The sequence below is a fragment of the Rathayibacter sp. VKM Ac-2929 genome (genome assembly GCF_022815495.1).
Lineage (GTDB): Bacteria > Actinomycetota > Actinomycetes > Actinomycetales > Microbacteriaceae > Rathayibacter > Rathayibacter festucae.
Map to the genome: position 1 here is coordinate 479,471 of NZ_JALGRV010000001.1, position 24,393 is coordinate 503,863.

Below are 24,393 nucleotides of genomic sequence, written 5' to 3' on the forward strand. Positions count from 1 at the left end.
CACTCTCGGTCCTCCCCGCCCTCGCCGACAATGGACGGACCTTCCACTCTCGAGCCTCAGGGTGGAGGATGCCTCCATGGCACGGCAGCAGTGGCTCGACCTCCTCGCGGACCAGGCCGACCTGCCCGCGCTCGAGGCGCACCGCGTCGCGCTGCTGGCGGCGGGCGCTCAGGAGTCCGTCGTCGACGCCGAGGCGCGCGCGGCCGTCGAGATCGCGGTGCTGCTGCAGGAGCGGCGCCACCGGGCGGTCGAGCTGGCGGCACTGAACGACATCGCAGGCCGGCTCGCCTCCGTCGCCGATCCGGGCGAGCTGCTGGTCGAGGTGGTCGACCAGGCCCGGCGGCTGCTGGGCGTCGACCTGACCTACGTGGTGCTGATCGCCGAGGACGACCTCGAGATCCGGGTCGCCAGCGGGGACCGCTCGGCGCACCTGGTCGGCGTGCGCCTGCCGAGCTCGGCCGGGCTCGTCGGCGCCGTGCTCGACGCGGGAGCGCCCCGGTGGACCTCGGACTACGCGGCGGACGAGACCCTCGTCCACGAGCCGCGCGCCGATCGCGCCGCCGCCGCCGAGTCGATCCGCGGCCTGCTCGGCGTGCCGCTCAGCGTGCGCGGGCAGATCCTCGGCGTGCTGCTCGCCGCCAAGCGGGAGGAGCGGCGCTTCGGGCAGCACGAGATCAGCCTGCTGACGGCGCTCGCCGCGCACGCCGCGGTCGCGCTCGACAACGCCAGCAGAGCGCAGGAGCTGCGGGCCGCGCGCGACGGGCTGGCGGCGACGCTGCGCCTGGACGCCGAGCTCACCGCGGCCGTGCTCGCGGGCGGCGACCCCGACTCCCTCGTCGAGCGGGTGCGGGCGATGACGGACGCGCCGGTGCGCTGGTTCGCGCACCCCGGTGCCGGGCCGATCGGGGTGGCGCTCGCCCGAGCGGGCGAGTCGGGCGATCCGGGCCGGATCCGGGTGGGAGAGGCGCTCGTGCAGCCGGTGCTGGCGGCGGGCACTCTCTTCGGCGCGCTGGTCGTCGACGACGCGGAGTCCGCCGACTCCGCTGCACCCGCCGTCGATGCGGCGCTGCTCGTCGAGCGCGCCGCTCCGCTGATCGCGCTGACCCTCGCCGGCGCTCGGGCGACCGCCCGCGCGGTGCAGCTCGGCCGCGACATCGCCACGATCGACCTGCTCAGCCGGAGCGAGGAGGACCCGGCCGCCGAGAGCCGGCGCTGGTGGGGAGCGGGCCTCGATCCCCGTCGGGCGCACCTCGTGGTGGTCGCGGGCGGCGACCCCGAGCGCGCCCGGCGGTACGTGGCGGGCCTGCGCCTCGGCGAGCGCGTCGCCTCGGCGGTGCACCGCGGTCAGCTGGTGCTCGTCGTCCCCGCCGACCTCGACCTGTCTCTGCGCTGGGGCGGCGAGGAGGCGCCGGCGGCGGGCCTGGCCGGGCCAGTGCTCGAGCCCGCGGGGCTGCGCGCGGCGCACGCGGAGGCCAGCCGGACCGCGCGGGTCATGACGACGCTCGGCCGGACGGCCGTGCTGGCGCGGGCGGCCGACCTCGGCGTCTTCGCGGTCCTGCTCAGCCGCACCGGCCGGCAGGAGCTGCGCGACCAGACGGCGCGCGAGCTGGGGCCGGTGCTCGCCGAGGAGGCCGCGCGCGGCGTCCCGCTGCTCCGGACGCTCGAGGTGTTCCTCGACCAGGGCCGCCGGCCCACGGCCACCGCAGCGGCGCTGCGCGTGCACGTCAACACCGTCTATCAGCGGCTCGCGGCGCTCGACCGGCTGCTCGGCCGGGAGTGGCGGGGGCGGGCGCTGGAGCTCCAGGTGCTGCTGCGGTTGCGGCGCGCCGCGGAGGACCTCGACGACGCCTGAACCGGCGGGACGTCCGGAGACGCGACCGGCGGGGGAACCGTCCGGGGCCGACAGCGGCGCGCTGTTTCGCGACGCCTGATCCGCCTCCTCGGCGGGTCCGCTCGCCTCGGCGAGGAACGCGACCGAGGCGCCGCTCGCCGGATCGGCGCTCGGCGGCGCCCGGAACGGCGCGGATCCTCGCGCGCGGCCGTGCAGGCGGCTCTCAGCCCGGAGACAGGTTCTGCCGGATTCGAGTGATCCTCGCCGTGTTCGCCGGGATGGATCGAAAGGGGGACAGCTCCCTAGCTTTCCCCTTGTCCGGTCGCGGGGGTCTCCTCCGACGCACGGCCTCCGCTCCGACTCCTCGAAAGGGAACCCGTGCCCGAGAACTCCCTCTCCCGCCGCTCGCTCGCCAAGACCGCCGCCTGGAGCGTGCCGGTCGTCGCCGTCGCCATCGCCACTCCCGCTGCCGCCGCGTCGAACGCGACCGTCGACATCGTCGTCTCGAAGAGCTGCGCGACCATCGGCCTGCTCGGAACCTTCCCCGAGTTCACGATCAGCGCCGCCTCCGGGAACATCCCGGCCGGCACCACCTTCACGCTCTCGGGCCCGTCGCTCGCCGACGTGACGCTGACGGCGACCGCGGCCTCCGTCGGCGTGCTCGTCGGCTCGAACCGCACGATCACGATCGGCAGCGCCACGCCGTCCGCCACGGTGCGCTTCACCGGAGTCCTCGGAGCGTTCGTCGCGACCAACTTCACCCTGTCTCTGGCCAGCGTCCCGGCCGGCTACACGGAGTCGAACGCGGGCAACAACTCCGCCACCGCCCGCCTGACGGGCCTCGGCAACCAGGCCCTCGGCTTCACCGGTCTCTGCAACCTGCTGCCGATCATTCTCTGACCCCACTGCCACAGAAGCGCCAGGACCGGTTCGGGGTCCTGGCGCTTCTGCGTTCCCGGACGCGCTCGCGCCGTCGTTCCCGTCCTCGGGGCTTCCCCCTGCCTCCCGCGCGGCCCTAGGCTCGCGCCACCCGGTACGAACCGATGGAGGCGCGATCATGACGGCGACCAGCGAGAAGACGGCACCTCCCGAGCTCAAGCGGGTCCTCGGTCCCAAGCTCCTCCTCCTCTTCGTGGTGGGGGACATCCTCGGCACCGGCATCTACGCGCTGACCGGGCAGGTCGCCTCTGAGGTGGGCGGTGCCGCCTGGCTGCCGTTCGTGATCGCCTTCGTCGTCGCGACGCTGACCGCCTGCTCCTACCTCGAGCTGGTGACCAAGTTCCCGCAGGCCGCCGGCGCCGCGCTCTACGCGCACAAGGCGTTCGGGATCCACTTCGTCACCTTCCTGGTCTGCTTCACCGTGATGGCGAGCGGGATCACCTCGGCCTCGGCCGCCTCCGGCGCGTTCGCGAGCAACTTCGCGATCGGCTTCGGCCTGGGCGACGGCGCGGGCACGCGGCTGAGCATCGCGCTGATCTTCATGGTCTGCATCGCGCTGGTCAACCTGCGCGGAGTCGCCGAGAGCGTCGGCCTGAACGTGGTGCTCACCCTGATCGAGCTGTCGGGCCTGCTGCTGGTGATCTTCGTCTGCTTCTTCGCGGTCTTCGGCGGCCAGGCCGACTTCTCCCGCGTCGTCGCGTTCGAGACGCCCGAGGACAAGTCGCTCCTGCTCGCGGTCAGCACCGCCACCTCGCTGGCCTTCTTCGCGATGGTCGGCTTCGAGGACTCGGTCAACATGGCCGAGGAGACCAAGGACCCGAGCCGCATCTTCCCGAAGGTGATGCTGACCGGTCTCGGCATCACCGCCGTCGTCTACGTGCTGGTCTCGACGCTCGCCGTCGCGATCGTGCCGATCGGCGAGCTGGCCGGCAACGACACGCCGCTCGTGACGGTCGTGGAGACGGCCGCGCCGGACTTCCCGATCTCGACGCTGCTGCCCTTCATCTCGCTCTTCGCCGTCGCGAACAGCGCGCTGATCAACATGATGATGGCCAGCCGCCTGCTCTACGGGATGAGCAAGCAGGGCGTGCTGCCGCCGTTCCTGAAGAACGTGCTGGCCGGCCGGCGGACGCCGTGGGCGGCGATCCTGTTCACCACCGTCCTCGCGCTGCTGCTCACCGCGTACGTGTCGCGCGACCCGTCCGACCCGATCGCGGTCCTGCTCGGCGGCACCACGTCGCTGCTGCTGCTCGCGGTCTTCGCGGTGGTGAACGTCGCGGTGCTCGTGCTGCGGCGCCAGCCGGTGGAGCACGCGCACTTCCGGACGCCGACGGTGCTGCCGGTGCTCGGTGCGATCGCCTGCCTCTACCTGGTGCTGCCGATCACCTCCGGCCGCGACATCGCGCAGTACGAGATCGCGGGCGTGCTGCTCGTGATCGGCGTGCTCCTCTGGTTCGCGACCTTCATCGACCGCCGCGTGCGCGGCTACGCCCGCTCGGCCGTCGTCGACCCGGAGGAGTTCGACGCCGACCCGGCCGACGAGCCCGCGCCGTCCTCCGAGCGCTAGGTGCACTTAGCCGCGGGAGTCGACGCGCAAGCCCATGCTGGTCGAGTAGCCCGCGGAGCGGGCGTATCGAGATCCACCGGCGCCGGAAGTGGAGTCTGCAGACCCAGCCTGCTGAGGACGGTGGGTCTCGATACGCCCCTGCGGGGCTACTCGACCAGCATGTCGGGGAGCCGCCCTCTGCTGGTCGAGTAGCCCGCGGAGCGGGCGTATCGAGATCCGCCCACCGTCTGAAGGAAGAGTCTGCAGACCAGCCCTCGTGAGGACGGCGGGTCTCGATACGCTCCGGCGGGGCTACTCGACCAGCTCGACGTCCGCGCCGACGCCCGCGAGCAGGTCCCAGAACTCGGGGCAGGTCTTGTCGACGGAGCGCGGGTGGTCGAGCGCGGCGCCTGCTCCGCCGAGGGCGACGAGGGCCGTGGACATGGCGACGCGGTGGTCGTCGCGGGTGCCGATCTCGGCGAAGCGCGGGGGGCCAGGCTGGATCAGCCAGCCGTCGGGCCGCTCCTCGACCTCGATCCCGAAGGCGGTCAGCGCGGCGGTGAGTGCGTCGATCCGGTCGCACTCGTGCTGGCGGATGTGCTCCACTCCGACGATCTCGGTCGGGGCGTCGGCGAAGACCGCGAGCGCGGCGGTCGTCAGCGCGACGTCGGAGCAGTCGTTGAGGTCGAGTCGCGCACCGCCGCGCAGGCGGTCGAGATCGCCGGGCCGTGTGACGGTCACGCCGCGACCGCCGTCGTTCCAGACGCTCTCGCAGCCGAACCGCTCGAGGATCTCGAGGAAGCGCGTGTCGGGCTGCCGGCTAGCGCGCTCGACGTTCGGCAGGTGGATCGACCCGCCGAGGATCGCGGGGAGCGCGGCGAAGTAGGAGGCGGTCGACGCGTCCGCCTCGATCTCGAGGTCCACCGCGGAGGTGGGCCCCGCGTGCACGGTGATGGCGCGGCGGTCGGCGCTCCGCTCGACGGTCGCGCCGAAGCGGCGGAGCGAGTCGACGGTCATGTCGACGTAGGCGCCCTGGACGACGGCGCCTCGCGCGCGGACGATGATGTCGCGGTCGAGCAGCGGCGCCGAGAGGAGCAGCCCGCTGAGGTACTGGCTGGAGACGCCGCCGTCGACCTCGATCGCCGCCGGCGCGTGGCCGCCGCCCCGGACGCGAAGCGGGTAGCGGTCGGGCTCGCCGAGGGCGGTGAGCGCGCCGGGGAACGCCTCGAGCGCGGCGAACAGGCCGGCCATCGGGCGCCGCGTCATCTGCTCGCTCGCGGTCAGCGTCCACTCGCCCGGCCCGCCGAAGGCGAGGAAGCAGGGCAGGAAGCGGGCGATCGTGCCCGCCGAGCCGACGTGCAGCTCAGCCCGATCGACAGGGCGGAGGGCACCGAGCCCGGTGATCGAGATCGCGTCGTCCTCGTCGATCGCGGTGGCGCCCAGTGCACGGGCGACGGTCGCGCCGTGCCGGGTGTCGTCGCTGGGGAGGGGGCGCCGCAGCACCGACGTGCCCTGCGCGGCGAGGGCGAGGACGATCGCCCGGTTCGTCAGGCTCTTGCTTCCGGGGACAGTGACGAAGCCCGAGACGGCGGCGTCCAGCGGCCGCACGATCGCCCGCGAGGAGTCCGGCATCGTTCTGCTCCGTCCGTCCGGGCGCGCGAGTGCACGCCCGCTGCACGATAGCGGCGGGCGATCCGCCCGCTGTCCGTGGTGGCGCGCGGTGCGGCGGTCGTCGTCGCGCTTCTCCGGCGGCGCACAGCCGCCCCATCGCCCGGGCATAGCGCGCTCATAGAAAACTCCTGATACTGGGGAGACATGAGCACCCCGGCCCCCTCGAAGCACCTCGCCTCCGCGCAGCGCACCCGCCTCAAGCGAGCGGACGGCACGCCGATCCGCGTCCTCGTCGTCGACGACGAGAGCACCCTCACCGATCTGCTGCAGATGGCGCTGCGCTACGAGGGCTGGGAGGTGCGCACCGCCGCCGAGGGCCGCTCCGCGATCACCATCACCCGCGAGTTCCGCCCCGACGTCATCGTGCTCGACGTGATGCTGCCGGACATCGACGGGCTGCAGGTGCTCCAGCGGATCCGCGCCGACGGCAGCGAGACCCCCGTCCTCTTCCTCACCGCGAAGGATGCGCTCGACGACCGGATCGCCGGGCTCACCGCCGGCGGCGACGACTACGTCACCAAGCCGTTCTCCCTCGAGGAGCTCGTCGCCCGGATGCGTGGGCTCATCCGCCGCTCCACCCTGCTCGCCAACGACGCCGACGACCCCGAGGTCGTGGTGGGTGACCTCGTCCTCAACGAGGACAGCCACGAGGTGCGCCGGGCCGGCACCGACATCGAGCTGACCGCGACCGAGTTCGAGCTGCTGCGCTTCCTGATGCGGAACCCCCGCCGCGTGCTGAGCAAGGCGCAGATCCTCGACCGCGTCTGGTCCTACGACTTCGGCGGCAAGTCGAGCGTCGTCGAGATCTACATCTCCTACCTCCGCAAGAAGATCGACGCCGGCCGCTCGCCGATGATCCACACGGTCCGCGGCGCCGGCTACCTGCTGAAGCCCGCCGAGCAGTGACGACCGAGGGCGGGCGGCTGCGGCCCACACTCGGCGACTTCGCGACCCGGTCGGCGCTGCGCCGCTCGAACGCGTCCCGACGCGCGCCCTGGACGCTGCGGCGCCGGATGGTCGTCGCCGTCGTCGCGCTGGTCGCGGTGATCGCGGGGATCGTCGGGACGGTCAGCGTGCTGTCGCTGCGCGGCATCCTCTACGACAACGCGGAGACGCAGCTCTCGGAGTCGCTGGACCGGCTGGCCGGCTTCGACGGGCCGAGCCAGTTCGCCGGCTCCAGCGCCATCGAGCGCGCGACCACCTGCCCGAGCGGCGACTTCGAGGGACGCCCGAACCAGGACACCCAGACGATCACGGCGGTGCTCGGGGCGACCGGTGCCTACACCGGCGCCTACATCGACAGCTCCGGGGCCTGCCAGGAGTTCGCCGACCCGGCCGACTCCGTGCTGGCCGCCGCGGTCGCCGACGCCGGTGACGCGACCACCCTCGATCTCGGCGACGCCCTCGGCCAGTACCGCGCCGAGGCGCGCGTGATCGACGGCTCGGTCGTGATCGTCGGAGTGCCCCTCGGCGAGGCCGAGGACACGCTCCGGACCCTGACCACCGTGGTGGTCGTCGTCGTCCTGCTCGCGATGCTGCTGGTCGCCCTGATCGCGACCGCGATCATCCGGGTGGCGCTGCGGCCGCTCGAGCGGGTGGAGGCGACCGCGACCCGCGTCGCCGAGCTGCCGCTCGAGCGCGGCGAGGTCGAGCTGATCGAGCGGGTGCCGGAGGAGGACGCCGACGTCCGCACTGAGGTCGGCCGAGTGGGTGCCGCCTTCAACCGCATGCTCGACCACGTCGGCGGTGCGCTGGAGTCGCGCCAGGCCAGCGAGAACAAGGTCCGCCAGTTCGTGGCCGACGCCTCGCACGAGCTGCGGACGCCGCTCGCGGCGATCCGCGGCTACGCCGAGCTGCCCCGCCGCGGCGACGTCGAGCTGTCGGAGTCGGCGAGCTACTCGCTCGACCGGATCGAGTCGGCGGCGACCAGGATGACCTCACTGGTCGAGGACCTCCTCCTGCTCGCGCGCCTCGACGAGGGCCGCGATCTGGAGAAGGAGCCGGTCGACCTGACGATGGTCCTGATCGAGGCCGTGTCCGACGCCCACGTCGCCGGCCCCGACCACGAGTGGGACCTTGACCTGCCCGAGGAGCCGATCGAGATCCGCGGCGACGGCTTCCGGCTGCACCAGGTGGTCGCGAACCTGCTGCGGAACGCCACGGTGCACACGCCGCCGGGCACGCGCGTCGTCGCGGCGCTCGCCGAGGACCGCGACGAGCGCGGCCGGCCGATCGCGGTCGTGACGGTCACCGACTCCGGTCCGGGGATCGACGAGGCGCTGGTGCCGGTGCTGTTCGAGCGCTTCGCCCGCGGCGACTCCTCGCGGGCGCGGACCACCGGCTCGACCGGGCTGGGCCTGGCGATCGTGGCGGCCGTGGTCGAGGCGCACGGCGGACGGGTGCTGGTCGAGTCGGAGCCGGGGCGCACCAGCTTCCGGGTGGAGCTGCCCGCGGGCTGACGTGCGATCTGCAGGCGATGCCGTCCGGAACGCGCTCTCCTCCGCGGGGGAGTGCCGCGCGGTGGCCGGATCGCCTGCAGATCGAACCGCTGTCGTCAGACCTCGACGCCCAGGCGGCGGCGCGCCTCGTCCAGCGTGCGCACCACCTGCACCGTCTCGTCCAGCGGGTGCACCGGCGACTCGGTGCGCCCCTCCGCCACGTACTGCGCGAGGTGCACCGCCTCCCAGGCCAGCCCCTCGCCGCCCTGCAGCCCCGTCTCATCCCGCCATGAGGCGCTCTCGGAGCCGCGGGTCAGGGTGACGCCGCTCGGCGTCCAGAACGAGGGGTGCACGTCGATCCGCCCCTCGCTGCCCGCGACGCTCGCCGCGTGCAGGGTGTCGGCCAGCACGGTCGACGTCGCGACCGACTGGACCCCGTGCGCGTGCCGCCCGACGATCGTCGCCATCGCGTCCACCCCGGTCGAGGTCAGCGCGCCGGCGACGACGGTGCTCTGCGGCGCCCCGGCCACCATCGAGACGAAGGACGAGGCGTAGACGCCCACGTCGAGCAGGCCGCCGCCCGCGAGCGCCGGATCGAAGATGCGGCTGGCCGGGTCGAACGCGAACGCCGCGCCGAAGTCGGCGGAGACCAGCGCGGGAGCGCCGACCGCGCCGTCCGCGAGGAGCTGCCGCACCACGTCCATCTGCGGCAGGTAGCGCATCCACATCGCCTCCATCGCGAAGACGCCGGCGTCGCGCGCCGCATGGACGATCATCTCGGCCTCACCCGCCGTGGTGGCGAACGGCTTCTCGATGAGGACGTGCTTGCCCGCCGCGATCGCGCGCAGGGCCTGGCGCGCGTGCTCCGAGTTCGGCGAGGCGATGTAGACGACGTCGACCTCGGGGTCGTTCACGACCGCGTCGGAGCCGACCGAGGCCCGCTCGACGCCGAAGCGCCGCGCGAACTGATCGGCGCGCTCCTGCGAGCGCGAGCCGACCGCGACCACGCGCTGCCGGGTGTGCTTCTGCAGCGCGGCGACGAAGGTGCCGGCGATCGAGCCGGGGGCGAGGACTCCCCAGCGCAGCACCGGGGAGTCGAGGAGCGAGGGGAGCCGGGGCTCGGGAAGCGTCAGTGCCATCCCGCCACGCTATTCCCTCCTCCTGGACGACGCCGAGCCCCCGCCGCGCGGGCCCGGAGCTCCTGAGTCGCCCGAGAAGGTTCGCTCTCGGGCTGGAGAACGAGCCTTCCCGGGCGACTCAGCGGACTTCAGCGGAGTGCAGCGGACCTCAGCCGACCGCGGTCATCGCCGCTCCGAAGCCGCGCAGCCGGGCGACCGTCAGGGTGCCGATCGGCTGCGGGGCGCCCTCCGGCGAGAGGACGAACGCGTTGCGGGCGACGTAGAGAGCGCCGTCCCGCAGCTCGATCGCCGCGGGCGAGACGACCGCGAGTCCGGTGATCGGCGTCGAGGTGCGCGGCAGGATCAGCGCCACGCGTCCCGTGCCGTCCGGGCCGCCGAACAGCTCGGTCACCACGACCGTGCCGGTGACGCGGTCGACCGCGAGGCCGGTCGCGCTCAGCAGGCCGGTGGCCACCGTGCGGATCTCGCCGGTCGCCGGGTTCACCCGCACCACGGAGCCGCGAGCGCCGAGGCTGGCGTCCTCCGGTCCGCCGGGCAGCGTCGACACGTAGAGCCAGCCGCCGGGGCCGACCTCGACGTCGGTCGGGACGGGCTCGAACGAGTAGCGGTAGCCGGCTGTGCAGGCCGGGAAGCCGAAGGCCGCCGCCTGCTCCGCCGTGATCGTGATCGGGGCCGTGGGCGGCAGCACCGCCACGGTCGAGACGACGCCGTTCGGCGTGACCTTCAGGATCGCGTTGCCGGCCGCGTCGGCGACGTAGACGCCGGCGCTGGTCGCGGCCGACGCGTAGGGGTGCACGTCGATCCGGCCGGTGTAGGAGGCGGGACCGGCGACCGCCGGGTCCACCTGGGCGGCGCACTCGGCGGGCAGGCCGAGGAAGCCGTAGCTGTTGCCCGCATCCGGGTTCGCGCTCGCCTCGTACGCGCCGAGGTCGGCGAGGGTCGTCGGCGCGCCGCCGCCGCTCGGCACCGATCGCAGCAGCGCCTCGCCCTCCTCCTGGACGCCCTCGCTGTAGTAGACGGTGGAGCCGCGGACCGAGACGGCCCCGATCTCGGTTCCGGGCGCGCTGACCAGGGTCGAGGTCGCGCCGGAGGGAGCGACCTTGGTCAGCATCCCGGCGAAGTTCTGCGCGACGTAGGCGGTGCCGCCCGCATCGACGGCGAAGCTGAGCGGCGAGACGAGTCCGGTCGCTCGATCGGTGACGGAGACGAAGGACAGCGGGGAGGGGGTGGCCTGGGCGACGGGGGCCGAGACGAGAGTCGTGACCGCGACGGCGGCGGCCGCGGTGAGGAGGAGGCGTTTGTTCACGAGGTGCTCCTTTGCACTCGGGGTGCGGGCAGAGCAGTGCTGCGGGTCGAACGATCCGCGGCTCCGACCGCGGCGACGGGAATCGCCGATGCGCACACCGTAGGACCGCGGTGGCCAGGAGTCCATGGGGCGGACCCCGTCCCGCGGCAGACCCGCGTGGCGGCGCGGGTGCTCTGCGCCGGATCCTCCGCACCCCTAGGGTGTGAGAGCCCGCGCCGCCGCGGGCGGAGGAGGCGTCATGCCGGAGTGGTACACCCTCGGCGTCGTCGCCCTGGTCATCGTCGTGGTCGTCGTCGCGATCGTCCGCTTCCGCTTCAACCCGGTGCTCGCGCTCGCCGTGGGCGCGGCGGCCATCGGGCTGCTCACCGGGCTCGGCCCCGTCGACACCGTCTCGACGATGACCCGCGGCTTCGGCGAGGTGATGATGGAGGCGGGGCTCCTGATCGGCTGGGGGGTGCTGATCGGCGCGATGCTCAACGAGATGGGCGCGGTCGTCCGCCTCGTCGAGGGGCTGCTGCGGGTCTTCGGCAAGCGCGGCATCCCTTACGCGCTCGGGCTGTCCTTCGCCACCTATCTGCAGACGATCTTCGTCGACGCCCTGATCGTCATCGCGGCGCCGCTCGCCCGGAGGATTGCGCCGCGGCTCGGCCCCGCCGGCACGGGCATCGTCGCCGTGACCTTCGCCGTCGGCCTCGAGATGGGCATCGTGATGATGGTGCCCGGCTTCGCGGCCGTGGCGCTCGCCGGGCTGCTCGGCGTTCCGCTCGGCGTGATGCTGCTGGGCGGCTTCGTGGTGGTCGCGCCGACCGTCGTGGTCACGATCCTGCTGATGTCGCTCGCCTTCCGCCTGGGCTTCTGGGATCCGGCGCGCGACGAGCAGCTCGTCGTGCGCGACGAGACCGCCGGGCTCGCGACGGTGCCCGCGGGGGAGCGGGCCGGGAGCGAGGCGGTCGGCGGATCCGGGTCGGCGGGGTCCGGGCGGTCCTCGAGCGGTGGCTCCGCGGCCGGTCGCTCCACCGCTGACGGCGACACAGACGCGCGCGACGCCGACGCCCCGCGCGAGCGCCCGCTGCTCCTGCTGTTCGCCCCGATGCTCCTCGCGCTGCTGCTCATCGCCGCGCAGGCCGTGCTCTCGGTCGCGGGCGCGGAGGTGCCGGTGCTGCAGTTCCTCGGCAACCCGGTGATCGCGCTGCTGCTCGCCGTGATCGCGACCGGCCTCGTCGGCCGCTCCGTCGTCGGGACTCCGCGGATGGAGAAGGCGGTCGCGAAGGGCTTCCAGGACGGCGGGCAGATCTTCCTGCTCACCGGCGTCGGCGGCGCGCTCGCGGCGGTGATCGCGGAGGGCGACCTCGGCGAGCTGCTCAAGGGCTACTTCTCGGCGAACGCCGCCGCGCCGCTGCTGCTGGTCTGGCTGATGGCGGCCGTGCTGCACATCGCCGTCGGCTCGGTCACCCTCTCGGCGATCACCGCCGCGGGCGTCGTGGCCCCGGTCGCCGCGACGCTCGGACTCGATCCGCTGCTGATCGCGCTCGCCGCCGGCTCCGGCGCGCTGTTCTGCATCCACGTCACCTCGAACACCTTCTGGCTGCTGCAGAGCTTCCTCGGCCAGTCCGTCCGCGGCGCCCTCAAGTCGGTGACGGTCGGCGTCTCCCTCGCCTCCGTCCTCGCCCTCGGCATGGTCCTCCTCCTCTCCCTCTTCCTGGGCTGACCCCCACCGATCCCCGCCGCGAGATGCCACTTGTGCACGCCTTTCACGGCGTGTCGCGTGCACAAGTGGCATCTCGCGGAGGGGGACCGGCGTGACACGTGCCGGAAACACGGGTGGCCTAGGTTCCTGAGAGGGTTCACACGTTGCTCCGAGGTCGATGACGCAGGAGCGAGCGCGGAGCCTCGTCCGCGCCGACCTCCGACACGAAAGATCTCCGCTTGAGAACACGCACCGCCCTGACCTCCGGTTGCGCGGCCCTCGCGCTCGCCGCCGGCGGTCTGCTGATCGCGCCCGCCGCGACAGCGACCACCGCGACACCGACCACCGCGACACCGACCACCGCGACACCGACCACCGCGACACCGACCACCGCCTCCGCCTTCGAGCGGGTGGACCTCGTCCGCCCCGCCTCGGCGCCGATCACCGAGCCCGCGAGCTACCCCTACCGGGAAGCCCTCACCGAGGTCGCGGTCGACCCGACCGACGCCTCGCTGACCCGCGGCGTCACGCCGTACGACCGGATCGCCCCAGCCCTGAACGACCTCGCCGCGCGCTCCGACCGCGTCTCGACCCAGGTGGTCGGGAAGTCGGGCCTCGGCCGCGACATCTACCTGGTCACCGTCACCGCTCCCGAGACCGCCGCCGAGACGGCGCAGCAGGCCGAGTGGCGCGACCGCCTGAAGAACGAGCCGGAGGCGGCCGCCGCCGACGCCGAGCTGATGGCCGAGTACAAGGTGCCGACCTGGTTCAACGGCAACATCCACGGCAACGAGTGGGAGGGATCCGACGCGATCCTGAACTACATCGAGAAGGTCGCCACCGCCGAGGACGCCGAGACCGAGGCGCTCCTCGAGGGCAACCGCCTCTACTTCACCGTCACCAACAACCCTGACGGCCGGGCCCTCGGCCAGCGCGCCGTCGCGGCCGGCTACGACCCCAACCGCGACATGATCACCGGCGCGACCAACGAGGCGGCCGTCATCCGCGACCTCTCCAGCGTCCTGCAGCCGACCTACTTCATCGACATCCACGGCTACACCGGCATCCTGCAGGTCGAGCCCTGCGGTCCGCCGCACGGCGAGAACTACGAGTACGACCTGTTCCTGCCGCACGCCTACGCGACCGCGCTCGAGATCGAGCGCCGCGTCGTCGAGGCGGACGTGCCCGGCAACACCTACAAGGCCGCCGACGGCAGCGTCACCACCGAGAACACCGGCCAGATCCTGATCCCCTACCGCGACATCCGCGCGGGCTGGGACGACTGGCCTCCGATCTTCGCGCCGCAGTACGTCGCCTTCCAGGGCGCGATCACCAACACGGTCGAGCTGCCGCTGGGTCGCACGGCGAACGAGACGCCCGAGGAGATCGCCGAGGGCCAGGCCAACGCGGACATCGACATCGAGGTCGCCGGGATCGTCATGGACGCCTCGGTCGACTACATCGAGGCCAACCGCGACGCCCTGCTGAGCAACCAGGTGCAGATCTTCGAGCGCGGCGTCACCGGCGCCCCGGCCGTCGAGATCCCCGCCGACGTCGCCGCGTCCGACCTGCCGGCCGGCACGCCGACCGAGTGGACCGAGATCTGGGACGAGACCGACGTCTACACGACCGAGTACCCCCGCGCCTACGTCATCCCCGCCGGTGACGCGCAGCGCTCCTCGTCCGACGCCGAGACCCTCGTCGCGCAGCTGCTCGCGCACGGCGTCGAGGTCGATCGCACGACCACAGCGATGACCGCGGGCGGCACGACCTACGCCGCCGGCTCCTACGTCGTCGACATGCACCAGCCCGTCCGCGGCCTCGCGAACGTGCTGCTCGCCGACGGCACCGACATCTCCGACCGCGTGCCCGAGATGTACGACGTCTCGGCCTGGAGTCTCTCGCTGCTCTGGGGCGCCGACGTGATCCCGGTCGGCTCCACGCTCGACCCGATGCCCGCCGTCGAGCTCGAGCCGGTCACCGCCGTCGCCCCGAGCGGCAGCGTCCCCGCCGACGCCGGCTACCTCGCCTTCGAGCCGCGCGGCGTGCTCGAGTACCAGGCGGTGAACGCGCTCCTGGGCGCCGGAGTCGCGCTCGAGCAGTTCGCCGACGGCACGATCGCCCTCCGCGCCGACGCCGACGGTCTCGCCGCCGCGAAGGCCGCCGCCGCCGAGTTCGGCGTCGACTTCACGGCGACCACGGCGGAGCGTATCGAGGACGAGGACGGCACCGCGCTCTCCGCCGTCCGCGTCGCCTACTCCGGCTCCCACGAGGACCGCGACGCGCTGGCCAAGCTCGGCTTCGCCGGCGCGGTCGCCGTCACGGCGGACACGCTCGCCTCGGGCGAGACCGTCCTCACCGACGCCGACGTGCTGCTCCTCGGCCGCGCGCTGTCCTTCACCCCGGAGCAGGCCGCGGGCCGCACCGCCGTCGAGGAGTTCCTCGCGGCGGGCGGCGACGTGGTCGGCCGCGGCGGAGCGGGAGCGGCGTTCGCGACCGACTTCGGCCTCGCGACGCTGACCGCGCAGACCGGCACCAGCGGGTCCAACGGCATCGTCTCGGTCGAGACCCCGGCCGACGGGATCCTCGGCGACCACCCGCAGGACACCGCCTTCGTCTCGCCGGCGCTCTGGTTCGAGGGCTTCGACGCGTCCGTGACGGTGGAGCAGAGCTACGCCGCCGAGGACACCTTCGTCGCCGGGCACTGGGTCGCCTCCGAGGGGCAGTCCCGGAGCGACGCGGCCGGGCAGGCCTCGGCCGTCTCGTTCGCGACGGAGTCGGGCACCGAGGGCTTCCTCTTCGGCACCTCGCCGGTCTTCCGCAACCACCCGGTCGGCGCGTTCAGCGACGTCGCCCGGGCGCTGCTCGCCGTGGCGCCCGAGGGCGCGGCCGTCGAGCTGCCGGGGGCGCCGGAGCCGACGGCGACGCCGACCGCGACTCCGGAGCCCACGGCCACGCCCGAGCCGACGGCGACTCCGGAGCCGACGGCCACCCCGGAGCCGACCGCGACTCCCGAGCCGACGGTGACCCCGGAGCCCTCCGTGACTCCGGAGCCGACCGCGACCGCCACGCCGACGGCCGCGCCCACCGCGGCTCCGGAGCCGACCGCCACGGCGACCGCGGCTCCCGTCGCGAAGCCGGGCACCGGCGGTCTCGCCTCGACCGGCGTCGAGACCGGCCCCTGGCTGCTGCTGTCGGGAGGTGCGCTCGTGCTCGGTCTCGGCGCCCTGCTGATCGCCCGCAGCCGCCGCGAGGTCGAGGAGGCGTAGCCTCCGCCGCGGGAGGGCCGGCGAGCACGATCCGCCGGCCCTCCCGCACTGCTCTCTCCGCACAACCCCACCACTGCACACCCGCACCGCCGCACCCGCACCACCGAGGAGTCCCGATGCCGCCCCGTACCGCCCGCACCCTCGGGATCGTCCTGGCCGTCCTCGGTCTCGTCGCCGTGATCGTCGCGATCGTCCTCCTCGTCCGCCCCGCCGACGGCGCCGGAGCCCCGACCTCCACCCCGGTCGCCCCCTCCGCCTCGGCCGCTGCCGCCCCGTCGACCGCGCCCACCGAGGCCGAGTCCACGGAGACCGCGACGGAATCGACGGCCACCGATGCCCCCGCGGAGACCTCCCCGACCGAGGGCGTCGTCGCCTCGGCCGCCCCCGGCGCCGCCGCCGCCGCGGCCGCCGTCCTCTCCTTCACCGCTTCGCCCGCGACGATCGACTGCGCCGGCGACCGCACCGCCTCCGTCCCCGTCGCGCTCTCCTGGCAGACCGAGGGCGGTGTCGCCGCCCGCCTCGCCGTCGGCACCACCGACGCCCGAGCCGGCGACCCCGTCGACCTCTCCGCGACCGGCTACTCCGCCCTCTCCGTCCCCTGCCGCGACGCCGAGACCCTGATCACCCTCGCCGTCGAGTCCCCCGACGGAACCCTCACGCAGCGCACCCTCGTCCTCCCCACGTCCGAGTAGCTGCGCTCTCCGCGAGATGCCACTTGTGCACGCGACACGCCGAGGAAAGCGTGCACAAGTGGCATCTCGCGGGGACGGCCGGACGCGCCCGCACGGCAGAATGGAGACGATGACCTCCACCCCGCCTCCGCTCGGCCTGCTCCTCGACGTCGACGGCCCGATCGCCAGCCCGATCAGCCGCACGATCGCCATCGACTCGATCGCCGACGACCTCGTCGCGCTCGCGAACGCCGGCATCCCGCTCGTCTTCAACACCGGCCGCTCCGACGCGTTCCTGCGCGAGCGCGTCCTGCCGCCGCTCCTCGAGCGCGGCGTCTCGGCCGACGCGCGGATCGTCTGCGTCTGCGAGAAGGGCGCCGTCTGGTTCACCGTCGACTACCGCGGCACCTCCGAGCCGATCGTCGACGAGTCGCTCGCGATCCCGGAGGCCGTCGCCCGCGACCTCGAGCGGATGATCCGCGAGGACTACGACGACCTGGTCTTCTTCGACGAGACCAAGCGCGCGATGGTCTCGGCCGAGCAGCTCGTCGACCTCTCCAGCGAGGACTACCTCGAGCGCCAGCTCGTCTTCGACGCCGACGCCCTGCAGATCATGACCGCGGCCGGCCTCGGCGTCGAGCGCCGCGGCATCCGCTACCCGAACGACACCGGCGCCGTCGAGTACCGCATCGACCCGACCGTGATCTCCACCGACATCGAGTCCAACCGCCTCGGCAAGGACCTCGGCGCCCAGCGCGCCGTCGAGCTGCTCGGCGCCACCGGCCCGATCCCGCAGCGCTGGCGCACGGTCGGCGACTCCCGCAGCGACTACGCGATGGCCGACTGGCTCTCCGAGCACGCCTACGACGTCGCCCACGTGGACGTCCGTCCCGCGGAGGGCGTCCCGGACAAGCCGTACCCGATCCTCGTGGTCGACGGCACGATCAACGACGAGGCCGGCGCCGCCGTGCTGCGCCGCTGGACCGAGCTCGTCGCCGACGAGACGACGCCCGAGGTCGGCGACGGCATCTCCCTCCACGTCGCGGGCTGATCCGCCAGCCCCTCGTCCGCAGGCCCGCGGCCCGTTAGCGTTCGAGGCATGAGAATCGCAGTCACCGGTGGATCCGGGAAACTCGGCCGCAGCGTCGTCACCCGTCTCCGCGAATCCGGCCACGACGTCTTCGTCCTCGACCGCGCGGGAACCCGCGGCGAGGGCGTCATCAGCATCGACATCACCGACTACGGGCAGGTCGTCGACGCCCTGCAGGCCGTGGGCGACCGCTACGAGGGGATCGACGCGGTCGTGCACCTCGCGGCCGTCCCGGCGCCGGGCATCGTCCCGGACATCGCGACCTTCCAGAACAACATGTCGTCGACCTTCAACGTCTTCCACGCGGCGATCCGCGCGGGCATCCGCAGCATCGTCTACGCGTCCAGCGAGACCGTGCTCGGCCTGCCGTTCGACGTGCCGCCGCCCTACATCCCCGTCGACGAGAAGTACCCGGCCCGCCCGGAATCGGTCTACTCGCTGACCAAGCACCTCGAGGAGCAGCTGGCGATCGAGCTCTGCCGCTGGCACGAGGACCTCACGATCATCGGCCTGCGCTTCTCCAACGTGATGAACGAGGAGGACTATGCCGAGTTCCCGTCCTTCGACGCCGACGCGACACTGCGCAAGTGGAACCTCTGGGGCTACATCGACGGCCGCGACGGCGCCCAGGCGGTCGAGAAGGCCCTCGCGTATCGCGAGCCCGGCTTCGACCGCTTCATCATCGCGGCGGCCGACACCGTGATGACCCGTCCGAACGACGAGCTGGTCGCCGAGGTCTTCCCCGGCGTCGAGCTGCGCGGCGAGCTCGGCGTCAACGACACCCTGCTCTCGATCGACCACGCCCGCGAGGTGCTCGGCTACGCCCCCGAGCACTCCTGGCGCGACTCGCAGTAGCCACCACCGCCTCCGCGCCGCCCCGGCTCGCGGAACGCCCTCCGGCTCGCAGGAATCCACGGATCCCGCGAGCCGGAGCCGTTTCCGCGAGCCGGAGCCGTTTCCGCGAGCCGGAGCCGTTTCTGCGAGCCGGAGCCGCGCCGGACCGATCTCGGGCTTGTGGAACGACGTCCGGCTCGCTGGAGTCCGCGGTTTCCGCGTGCCGACGGTGATCCTTCGTGCCGGAGGTGCGGTGCGGGGAGCTTCGGCTCGTGGATCGGTGTCCGGCTCGCTGGTGTCCGCCGTTTCTGCGTGCCGGGGGTGCTTCCGCGTGCCGGAGGTGCGGTGCGGGGAGCTTCGGCTCGTGGAACGGTGTTCGGCTCGCTGGAGTCCGCGGTTTCTACGTGCCGAGAGTGATTCCGCGTGCCGGAGGTGCGGTGCGGGGAGCTTCGGCTCGTGGATCGGTGTTCGGCTCGCTGGTGTCCGCCGTTTCCGCGCGCCGGGGGTGATTCCGCGTGCCGGAGGTGCTGCCTGGGGAACTTCGGCTCGCGGAATGGTGTTCGGCTTGCTGGAGTCCGCGGTTTCTACGTGCCGAGAGTGATTCCGCGTGCCGGATGTGCTGCCTGGGGAGCTTCGGCTCGCGGAACGGTGTCCGGCTCGCTGGAATCCGCGGTTTCCGCGTGCCGAGAGTGAGTCCGCGTGCCGGAGGTGCAGTCTGCGGAGCTTCGGCTCGTGGAACGGTGTTCGGCTCGCTGTAGTCCGGGGTTTCTACGTGCCGAGAGTGAGTCCGCGTGCCGGAGGTGCAGTCTGGGGAGCTTCGGCTCGTGGAACGGTGTCCGGCTCGCTGGAGTCCGCGGTTTCTGCGTGCCGGGGGTGCTTCCGCGTGCCGGAGGTCTCCCACGGGAGGTTCGGCACGCGGAAACGCCTCCGGCTCGCGGGGATCCGAGGATCCCGCGAGCCGGAGGCGTTCGTGCGAGCCGGAGGCACCGGCTCAGCAGCCGAGGGTCAGCTGGGGATGTAGTTGAACTCGTCCGGGTTCGGGCCGGTGCGCTCGTCGCGGTTGAGCGCGGAGATCGCGGTCATCGACTCGTCGTCCAGCTCGAAGTCGAACAGGGCGAAGTTCTCCTCCACGCGCTTGCGGGTGACCGACTTCGGGAAGACGATGTCGCCGCGCTGGATGTGCCAGCGCAGGACGACCTGCGCGGGGGAGCGGTCGACGCTGTGCGCGATGCGCACGATCGCCTCGTCGTCCAGGACCTTGCCCTGCGCGATCGGCGACCAGGCCTCGGTCGCGATGCCGTGCTCGACGCCGTAGGCGCGGAGCTCCTCCTGCGTGAGGAAGGGGTGCACCTCGATCTGGTTCACGGCCGGGACGATCGTCGCCTCGGCGCGGAGCCGGTTGAGGTGGTTGGTCTGGAAGTTGGAGACGCCGATCGCCTTCGCCTTGCCGCTGCGGTAGATCTCCTCCATCGCCTTCCAGGTCTCCAGGTAGTCGCCGACCTTCGGCAGCGGCCAGTGGATGAGGAAGAGGTCGACGTAGTCGAACTTCAGCTCGGCGAGGGTGTCGTCGATCGCCTGCAGGGCGTCCTCGCGGGCGTGGAAGCCGTTGTTGAGCTTCGAGGTGACGAAGACGTCGGAGCGGTCGAGGCCGGAGGCGCGCACGGCCTCGCCGACGCCGGCCTCGTTGCCGTACATCTCGGCGGTGTCGATGTGGCGGTAGCCGACCTCGAGGGCGGCGAGCGTCGCGTCCTTGGTCTCGGCGGGGTCGATCTGGAAGACACCGAAGCCCAGCTGCGGGATCTCGACTCCGTTGTTGAGGGTGATCGTGGGGACAGTGTTCGCGTCCGTGCTCATACTCGAGCGTCCTTTCGTCCGGGGATCGGCCGCATCGGAGAGCTTGCGGCCGGAGTACAGTCCACGCCCCGGGGCCTCCCAGGTGCAAGGCCTTGCGCGTCCCGCGAACATCGGCGGTCGTCCGGCGCCGTCGGACGCTCGGGGAACGACGAAGGCCCCCGGCACGGATGCCGGGGGCCTTCGGGGGTCGCGTGACTACGCGCGGGACTTGCGGCCGGTGATCGCGCCGTAGATCAGCAGCACGATGATGGCGCCGACGACAGCGAGGATGATGCTGACGAGGTTGAAGCCCATCGGGTCGTCGCGCCCGAAGAGCGCGCCGCCGATGAATCCTCCGAGGAGGGCGCCGACGATGCCGAGGATGATGGTGATGATCCATCCGCCGCCCTGCTTGCCGGGCAGGATGAGCTTTGCGAGTGCGCCGGCGATGAGGCCGAGGACGATCCAACCGATGATGCCCATGATGTGTCTCCTTCGTAGTGTGCTCGACCGGCCGTTCCGGTGCGAGCGTCAACGCCTGTCGTGAAGGCGTCCTTGCAGATGATGTCGATCAGCGGAGTGAGCGCTGCACCTTTGCGCGTGCCTTGTCGGCGACCGCGGTGAAGTGCTTCGCCTCGCGCTTCGAGGTCTTCTTGAGCTTCTTGCGCGTCTTCTTCGTGGCCGGGTCGTTCCACACACCGAGTGCGAGATGGCGGAGCTCTTCGTAGCGTCCGCGACCGGCGCGGGCGCCGAAGACGTACGCGGCGAGGGCGACGAGCGCCAGCAGGACGAGGCGGGGATTCATGCGGTGACCCTTCCATCGGAGAGAGCACAGGGTCGTGCTCGGCCCCCATTCCACTCTCCTGCGGATGCCGTGACAATTCAGGCCCGGACCGTTGACAACGGCCTCGCGGATCTGCTTGCGCCCGCGCGTTGTAGCAGAGGTCGTCCCCGACCGAAGCGGTCAGCAGACCGGAGCGTCCGCGAACCGGTCGTGCAGGTAGGGGCCGTAGCCGCCGTCCACGCGGTTGCGGCGGCGTCCGGAGGTGGTCACCTCGCCGCGGTCGGTCGCTCCCACCCGGGCGCCGGCGGCGTGCAGGCGCTCGACCAGCAGGACGTCCTCGTGCAGCGGCTCGCCGCCGAACCCGCCCGCCGCCAGGTAGGCGCTCGCGCGCACGCCGAGGTTCGCGCCGTGGATGCTGCCGATCGACTCCTCCCGCTCGCGGGTGCGCTGCCAGCGGCCGTACATCTCCGGCGAGAGGTCGGACGGGTCGGGCCGGACCGTGCCCACCAGCGCGTCGTGATGGCGGGCGTGCTCGACGTGCTCGAGCAGCCACTCCTCCGGAACGACCGTGTCGGCGTCGGTGTTCGCGAGCCAGACCCGGTCGTCCGGGACGGAGCCGGAGACGGAGCCGAGGGCGTGCGCGATCCCGGCCGCCCGCGCCGCGCCGACTCCGCAGCGCTCGAGCTCGAGGACCTCGGCGCCCGCGGCCCGCGCACGCTCCACCGTCGCGTCCGTGCAGCCGTCCGCCACGACGATCAGCCGGACCGCGACGTCAGGGGCGGTCGTGGCGAGGTGCGCGGCGCTCCGGAGGACCGACGCGACGGTGGCGCCGATCCGCTCCTCCTCGTCGTGGGCCGGCACGACCACCAGCAGCTCCTCGATCCGGGTCACAGCAGGCCCGTCCGCCGGGCCACCGAGCGGCCGTCGCGCGAGTGCACCTCGAGCAGGAGGTCCTCCTCCTCGTGCCGGGCGATGCGGTGCAGGCCGAGGCCGGCGACGGCGCTCTGGACGGCGTCGCCGTCGAGCTCGAGGCCGTCGATCGGGTGCCGCCAGTGCACGGTGACGAGCTCGCCGGAGGCGGAGAGCCGGTCGCGCACTCCGCGCAGCGTGCGCTCGAGCGTCTCGCGCCCCAGGTAGTAGCCGACCTCGGAGAGCACGATCAGGTCGAACGGACCCTCCGGCACCCCGCGGGTGATGTCGTGGTGCTCGACCCGCACGTGCGCGAGCGGCGCGAGCCGGCGGGCGGCGCGCTCCACGGCGGCCGCGGAGACGTCGATCGCCAGCAGGCGCTCGGCCCGCGCGGCGAGGGCCTCGGCCAGCACGCCGATCGAGGAGCCGATCTCGAGGACGGAGTCGTAGCGGCGCTCGGGCAGGCTCGCGAGGGTGAGGGCGCGCTTGCGCTCCTCGTACCAGCGGCTCGTGTACCCCCAGGGGTCCTCGTGCCGCTCGTACAGCTCGTCGAAGTAGCTCATCCCCGTGTCCTCGTCGCCGGGGCCGCGCCCGTCCGTCCCCCCGAGCCTAGGCAGGATCGGGGCTTCTCTCCGCCACTTGTCGGTCGGATCGCCGTGCGCTAGCTCCGGCCGGGCCATCAGCGGACCCGGATCAGGCGGTCGTCGCCGGCGAAGGCCCGGACGAAGAGCGGGTGGAGGACCGGGGCGATCCCGCCGGGTCCCGGCGCGGTCTGGCTCGGATAGCGCTCGCGGGCGCGGGCCTTCCGCTCCCGCAGGTCCTCGTCCGCCTCGACCCGGACGAGCGCCGGCCACGGCACCTCGGCGTCGTCGGGCGCGGCCCAGTGCCAGAGCCAGATCGGCGCCGCGAGCAGCGGGTGGCCGAGGGTCTCGGCCGCCTCGGCGCAGACCTCGCCGACGACGCGGTGGTCGCGGTGGCCGTCGCCGGTCCAGGTGGAGAGCAGGAGGACCCGGCCGGGCTCGGCGGCGGCGCGGGCGAGCACCTCGGCGAGGATCCGGTCGCGGTGCTCGGGAGTGCCGGAGTCGGGGACGTCGAGGAAGGCGAGGCCGATTCCGGCGCCGAGCTCGTCGAGCGCGGCCCGGGCCTCGGCGCGCCGCTCGGCGACGAGGGCGGCTGCGGCCCCGGGGGAGGAGGCGCCGTGCGCCGCGCCGCCGTCCGTCACGATCACGACGTCCACGGGGACGTCGAGGCGGCGGGCCAGGGCGATCGTGCCGCCGCAGCCGAGCGTCTCGTCGTCGGCGTGCGCGACCACGACGAGCACGCGGTCGACGGCGAGGAGTGCGTCCTCCGGCAGGACCGGCAGCCGGTCGAGCCGCCCGTCCTCGCACCAGCGCTCGACCGGGGTGCCCTCGAGGTGACCGTCGAACTCGATGACGCGGCTCACCACTCCTCCGTCTCGCCGCTGGCGAGGACCGCGCGGCCGAGGGCAGCGTCGTCGCGCTCGGCGTGGTGCTGGCGGACGTAGAGGGCGAGGTCGGCGACCCGCTTCGCGTGCTCCGCGTCGAGGGCCAGTGGAGCCGGCCCGAGGGCGCGACCCGCGCGCAGCAGGATCTCCTCCACGGCACTCGCGACCGTGCCGCGGACCCGCTTGGCCAGCAGTGCGCCGCGGGCGCCCTCGGCCTCGCCCCCGTCGATCAGCACCGAGGCCTCGTCGAGCGCGCGGCGCCCGGCGGACAGGGCGGTGTCCACCGCGCCGAGGTGCGCGAGCAGGTGCGGGTCCTCGCGGCGGGCGGCCGCACGTGCCAGCGTCGCGGCGACGCCCCGGGCCCCGCCGAGCCAGCAGGCGGCCACGCCGATCCCGCCCCAGCCGAAGCCCGGTCGCGAGAGGTACCAGCCGGGAGCGCCGACCTCGTGAGCGCGCGCACCGGCGAAGCGCACCGGTCCGCTCGGGATCTCGGTCAGCCCGCGGGGGTGCCAGGCGTTCTCCTCCGGGGTCGCGGTGCCGTCGCCGAGGCGCACGGCGAAGAGCCGGCGCTCGCCGGAGCCCTCGCCGACGTGCGCCGTGATCAGCGCCGCGTCCAGGCGGCCGGCCAGCGAGCACCAGGGCTTCACGCCGTCCAGTCGCCAGGCGTCGCCCTCCGGAGTCGCGACGAGCGGCTCGTCGCCGCCCTCCGCCGCGAAGACGCCCCAGACCGCGTCGTCCTGGACGCCGACGTCCGCGGCGGACAGGCCCGCCTCGCCGAGGATCGCGAGCGCGTCGAGGTGCGGCTCGATCGCGCGGGCGACGCCGAGGTCGTGCCGGGCCAGGCGCTCGAGCAGGCCGTGCAGCTCGGCGGTGCGGCCGGTGCCGGGCCGCGGCGGGTCGGCGGAGAGGGTGCGGGCGAGGGCCAGAGCGCCGTCGACGTCGCCGGGAAGGGAGGCAGGAGCGAGCGATTCCATCCCCCTG

General features: G+C 73.3%; 20 protein-coding genes. 10 read left to right on the forward strand and 10 right to left on the reverse strand.

The genetic code is table 11. From position 1 onward, the window contains the following. Window positions 1-76: 76 nt before the first annotated feature. The 3 genes from MT355_RS02180 (at window position 77) to MT355_RS02190 (ending at window position 4,337) form a co-directional block, all read left to right on the forward strand. Window positions 77-1,852 carry a GAF domain-containing protein gene (locus tag MT355_RS02180; protein ID WP_243598361.1) on the forward strand — a complete coding sequence of 592 codons (1,776 nt, stop codon included), beginning with the start codon at window positions 77-79 and terminating at the stop codon, window positions 1,850-1,852. 357 nt (window positions 1,853-2,209) lie between these two features. Then, on the forward strand, window positions 2,210-2,731 hold the full coding sequence (locus MT355_RS02185; RefSeq protein ID WP_243598362.1) for a hypothetical protein: 522 nt from the start codon (window positions 2,210-2,212) through the stop codon (window positions 2,729-2,731). A 157-nt stretch (window positions 2,732-2,888) separates the two neighbouring features. Next, on the forward strand, window positions 2,889-4,337 hold the full coding sequence (locus MT355_RS02190) for an APC family permease (protein ID WP_243598363.1): 1,449 nt from the start codon (window positions 2,889-2,891) through the stop codon (window positions 4,335-4,337). A 291-nt stretch (window positions 4,338-4,628) separates the two neighbouring features. On the opposite strand, the gene aroA is transcribed toward MT355_RS02190, so the two are convergent. Beyond that, window positions 4,629-5,948: a 3-phosphoshikimate 1-carboxyvinyltransferase gene (gene aroA, locus MT355_RS02195; protein ID WP_243598364.1), complete on the reverse strand. Its 1,320-nt coding sequence runs from the start codon at window positions 5,946-5,948 to the stop codon at window positions 4,629-4,631. A gap of 183 nt (window positions 5,949-6,131) precedes the next feature. Between aroA and MT355_RS02200 the strand changes: the two genes are divergently transcribed. Together MT355_RS02200 and MT355_RS21500 are read left to right on the forward strand one after the other, a co-directional pair. Then, complete coding sequence (locus MT355_RS02200) at window positions 6,132-6,893, forward strand: response regulator transcription factor (RefSeq protein ID WP_123447806.1); 762 nt, start codon at window positions 6,132-6,134, stop codon at window positions 6,891-6,893. Beyond that, on the forward strand, window positions 6,890-8,446 hold the full coding sequence (locus MT355_RS21500) for a cell wall metabolism sensor histidine kinase WalK (protein ID WP_243598365.1): 1,557 nt from the start codon (window positions 6,890-6,892) through the stop codon (window positions 8,444-8,446). The genes MT355_RS02200 and MT355_RS21500 overlap by 4 nt, the downstream gene beginning before the upstream one ends. A gap of 95 nt (window positions 8,447-8,541) precedes the next feature. Here the strand turns inward: MT355_RS21500 and MT355_RS02210 are convergent, their stop codons facing one another. Beyond that, the gene (locus tag MT355_RS02210) at window positions 8,542-9,564 is read right to left on the reverse strand and encodes a Gfo/Idh/MocA family protein (protein WP_243598366.1); all 1,023 of its coding nucleotides are present in this window, start codon (window positions 9,562-9,564) and stop codon (window positions 8,542-8,544) included. A gap of 148 nt (window positions 9,565-9,712) precedes the next feature. Next, complete coding sequence (locus MT355_RS02215; protein WP_243598367.1) at window positions 9,713-10,870, reverse strand: ScyD/ScyE family protein; 1,158 nt, start codon at window positions 10,868-10,870, stop codon at window positions 9,713-9,715. A 238-nt stretch (window positions 10,871-11,108) separates the two neighbouring features. On the opposite strand from MT355_RS02215, the gene MT355_RS02220 reads away from it, so the two are divergent. The 5 genes from MT355_RS02220 to MT355_RS02240 all read left to right on the forward strand — a co-directional run bounded on the left by MT355_RS02220 (window position 11,109) and on the right by MT355_RS02240 (window position 18,442). Continuing rightward, on the forward strand, window positions 11,109-12,578 hold the full coding sequence (locus tag MT355_RS02220; RefSeq protein ID WP_123737367.1) for a GntP family permease: 1,470 nt from the start codon (window positions 11,109-11,111) through the stop codon (window positions 12,576-12,578). Between the two features lie 218 nt (window positions 12,579-12,796). Next, a complete protein-coding gene (locus MT355_RS02225; protein WP_243598368.1) occupies window positions 12,797-15,826 on the forward strand; it encodes a M14 family zinc carboxypeptidase in 3,030 nt (1,009 codons plus the stop codon). 116 nt (window positions 15,827-15,942) lie between these two features. Next, the gene (locus MT355_RS02230; RefSeq protein WP_243598369.1) at window positions 15,943-16,518 is read left to right on the forward strand and encodes a hypothetical protein; all 576 of its coding nucleotides are present in this window, start codon (window positions 15,943-15,945) and stop codon (window positions 16,516-16,518) included. A 109-nt stretch (window positions 16,519-16,627) separates the two neighbouring features. Further along, complete coding sequence (locus MT355_RS02235) at window positions 16,628-17,548, forward strand: hypothetical protein (RefSeq protein ID WP_243598370.1); 921 nt, start codon at window positions 16,628-16,630, stop codon at window positions 17,546-17,548. Between the two features lie 48 nt (window positions 17,549-17,596). Further along, window positions 17,597-18,442: an NAD(P)-dependent oxidoreductase gene (locus MT355_RS02240; protein ID WP_243598371.1), complete on the forward strand. Its 846-nt coding sequence runs from the start codon at window positions 17,597-17,599 to the stop codon at window positions 18,440-18,442. A 984-nt stretch (window positions 18,443-19,426) separates the two neighbouring features. On the opposite strand, the gene MT355_RS02245 is transcribed toward MT355_RS02240, so the two are convergent. From MT355_RS02245 to MT355_RS02275, 7 genes are all read right to left on the reverse strand, one after another. After that, complete coding sequence (locus MT355_RS02245; RefSeq protein WP_243598372.1) at window positions 19,427-20,275, reverse strand: aldo/keto reductase; 849 nt, start codon at window positions 20,273-20,275, stop codon at window positions 19,427-19,429. Between the two features lie 195 nt (window positions 20,276-20,470). After that, window positions 20,471-20,737, reverse strand: coding sequence for a GlsB/YeaQ/YmgE family stress response membrane protein (locus tag MT355_RS02250; RefSeq protein ID WP_056041656.1), 267 nt, complete (start codon window positions 20,735-20,737; stop codon window positions 20,471-20,473). 88 nt (window positions 20,738-20,825) lie between these two features. Beyond that, a complete protein-coding gene (locus MT355_RS02255; protein WP_123447798.1) occupies window positions 20,826-21,059 on the reverse strand; it encodes a YtxH domain-containing protein in 234 nt (77 codons plus the stop codon). 159 nt (window positions 21,060-21,218) lie between these two features. Further along, window positions 21,219-21,929 (reverse strand): glycosyltransferase family 2 protein, encoded by a 711-nt coding sequence (locus tag MT355_RS02260; protein WP_123737362.1) that lies wholly within the window; start codon window positions 21,927-21,929, stop codon window positions 21,219-21,221. Continuing rightward, window positions 21,926-22,510, reverse strand: a complete 585-nt coding sequence (locus MT355_RS02265) for an SAM-dependent methyltransferase (protein ID WP_123447796.1) — start codon at window positions 22,508-22,510, stop codon at window positions 21,926-21,928. Before MT355_RS02265 ends, MT355_RS02260 begins: the two co-directional genes overlap by 4 nt. Before the next feature lie 116 nt (window positions 22,511-22,626). After that, on the reverse strand, window positions 22,627-23,391 hold the full coding sequence (locus MT355_RS02270; RefSeq protein ID WP_243598373.1) for a PIG-L deacetylase family protein: 765 nt from the start codon (window positions 23,389-23,391) through the stop codon (window positions 22,627-22,629). Further along, complete coding sequence (locus MT355_RS02275) at window positions 23,388-24,386, reverse strand: acyl-CoA dehydrogenase (RefSeq protein ID WP_243598374.1); 999 nt, start codon at window positions 24,384-24,386, stop codon at window positions 23,388-23,390. The genes MT355_RS02270 and MT355_RS02275 overlap by 4 nt, the downstream gene beginning before the upstream one ends. Between the last annotated feature and the right edge of the window lie 7 nt (window positions 24,387-24,393).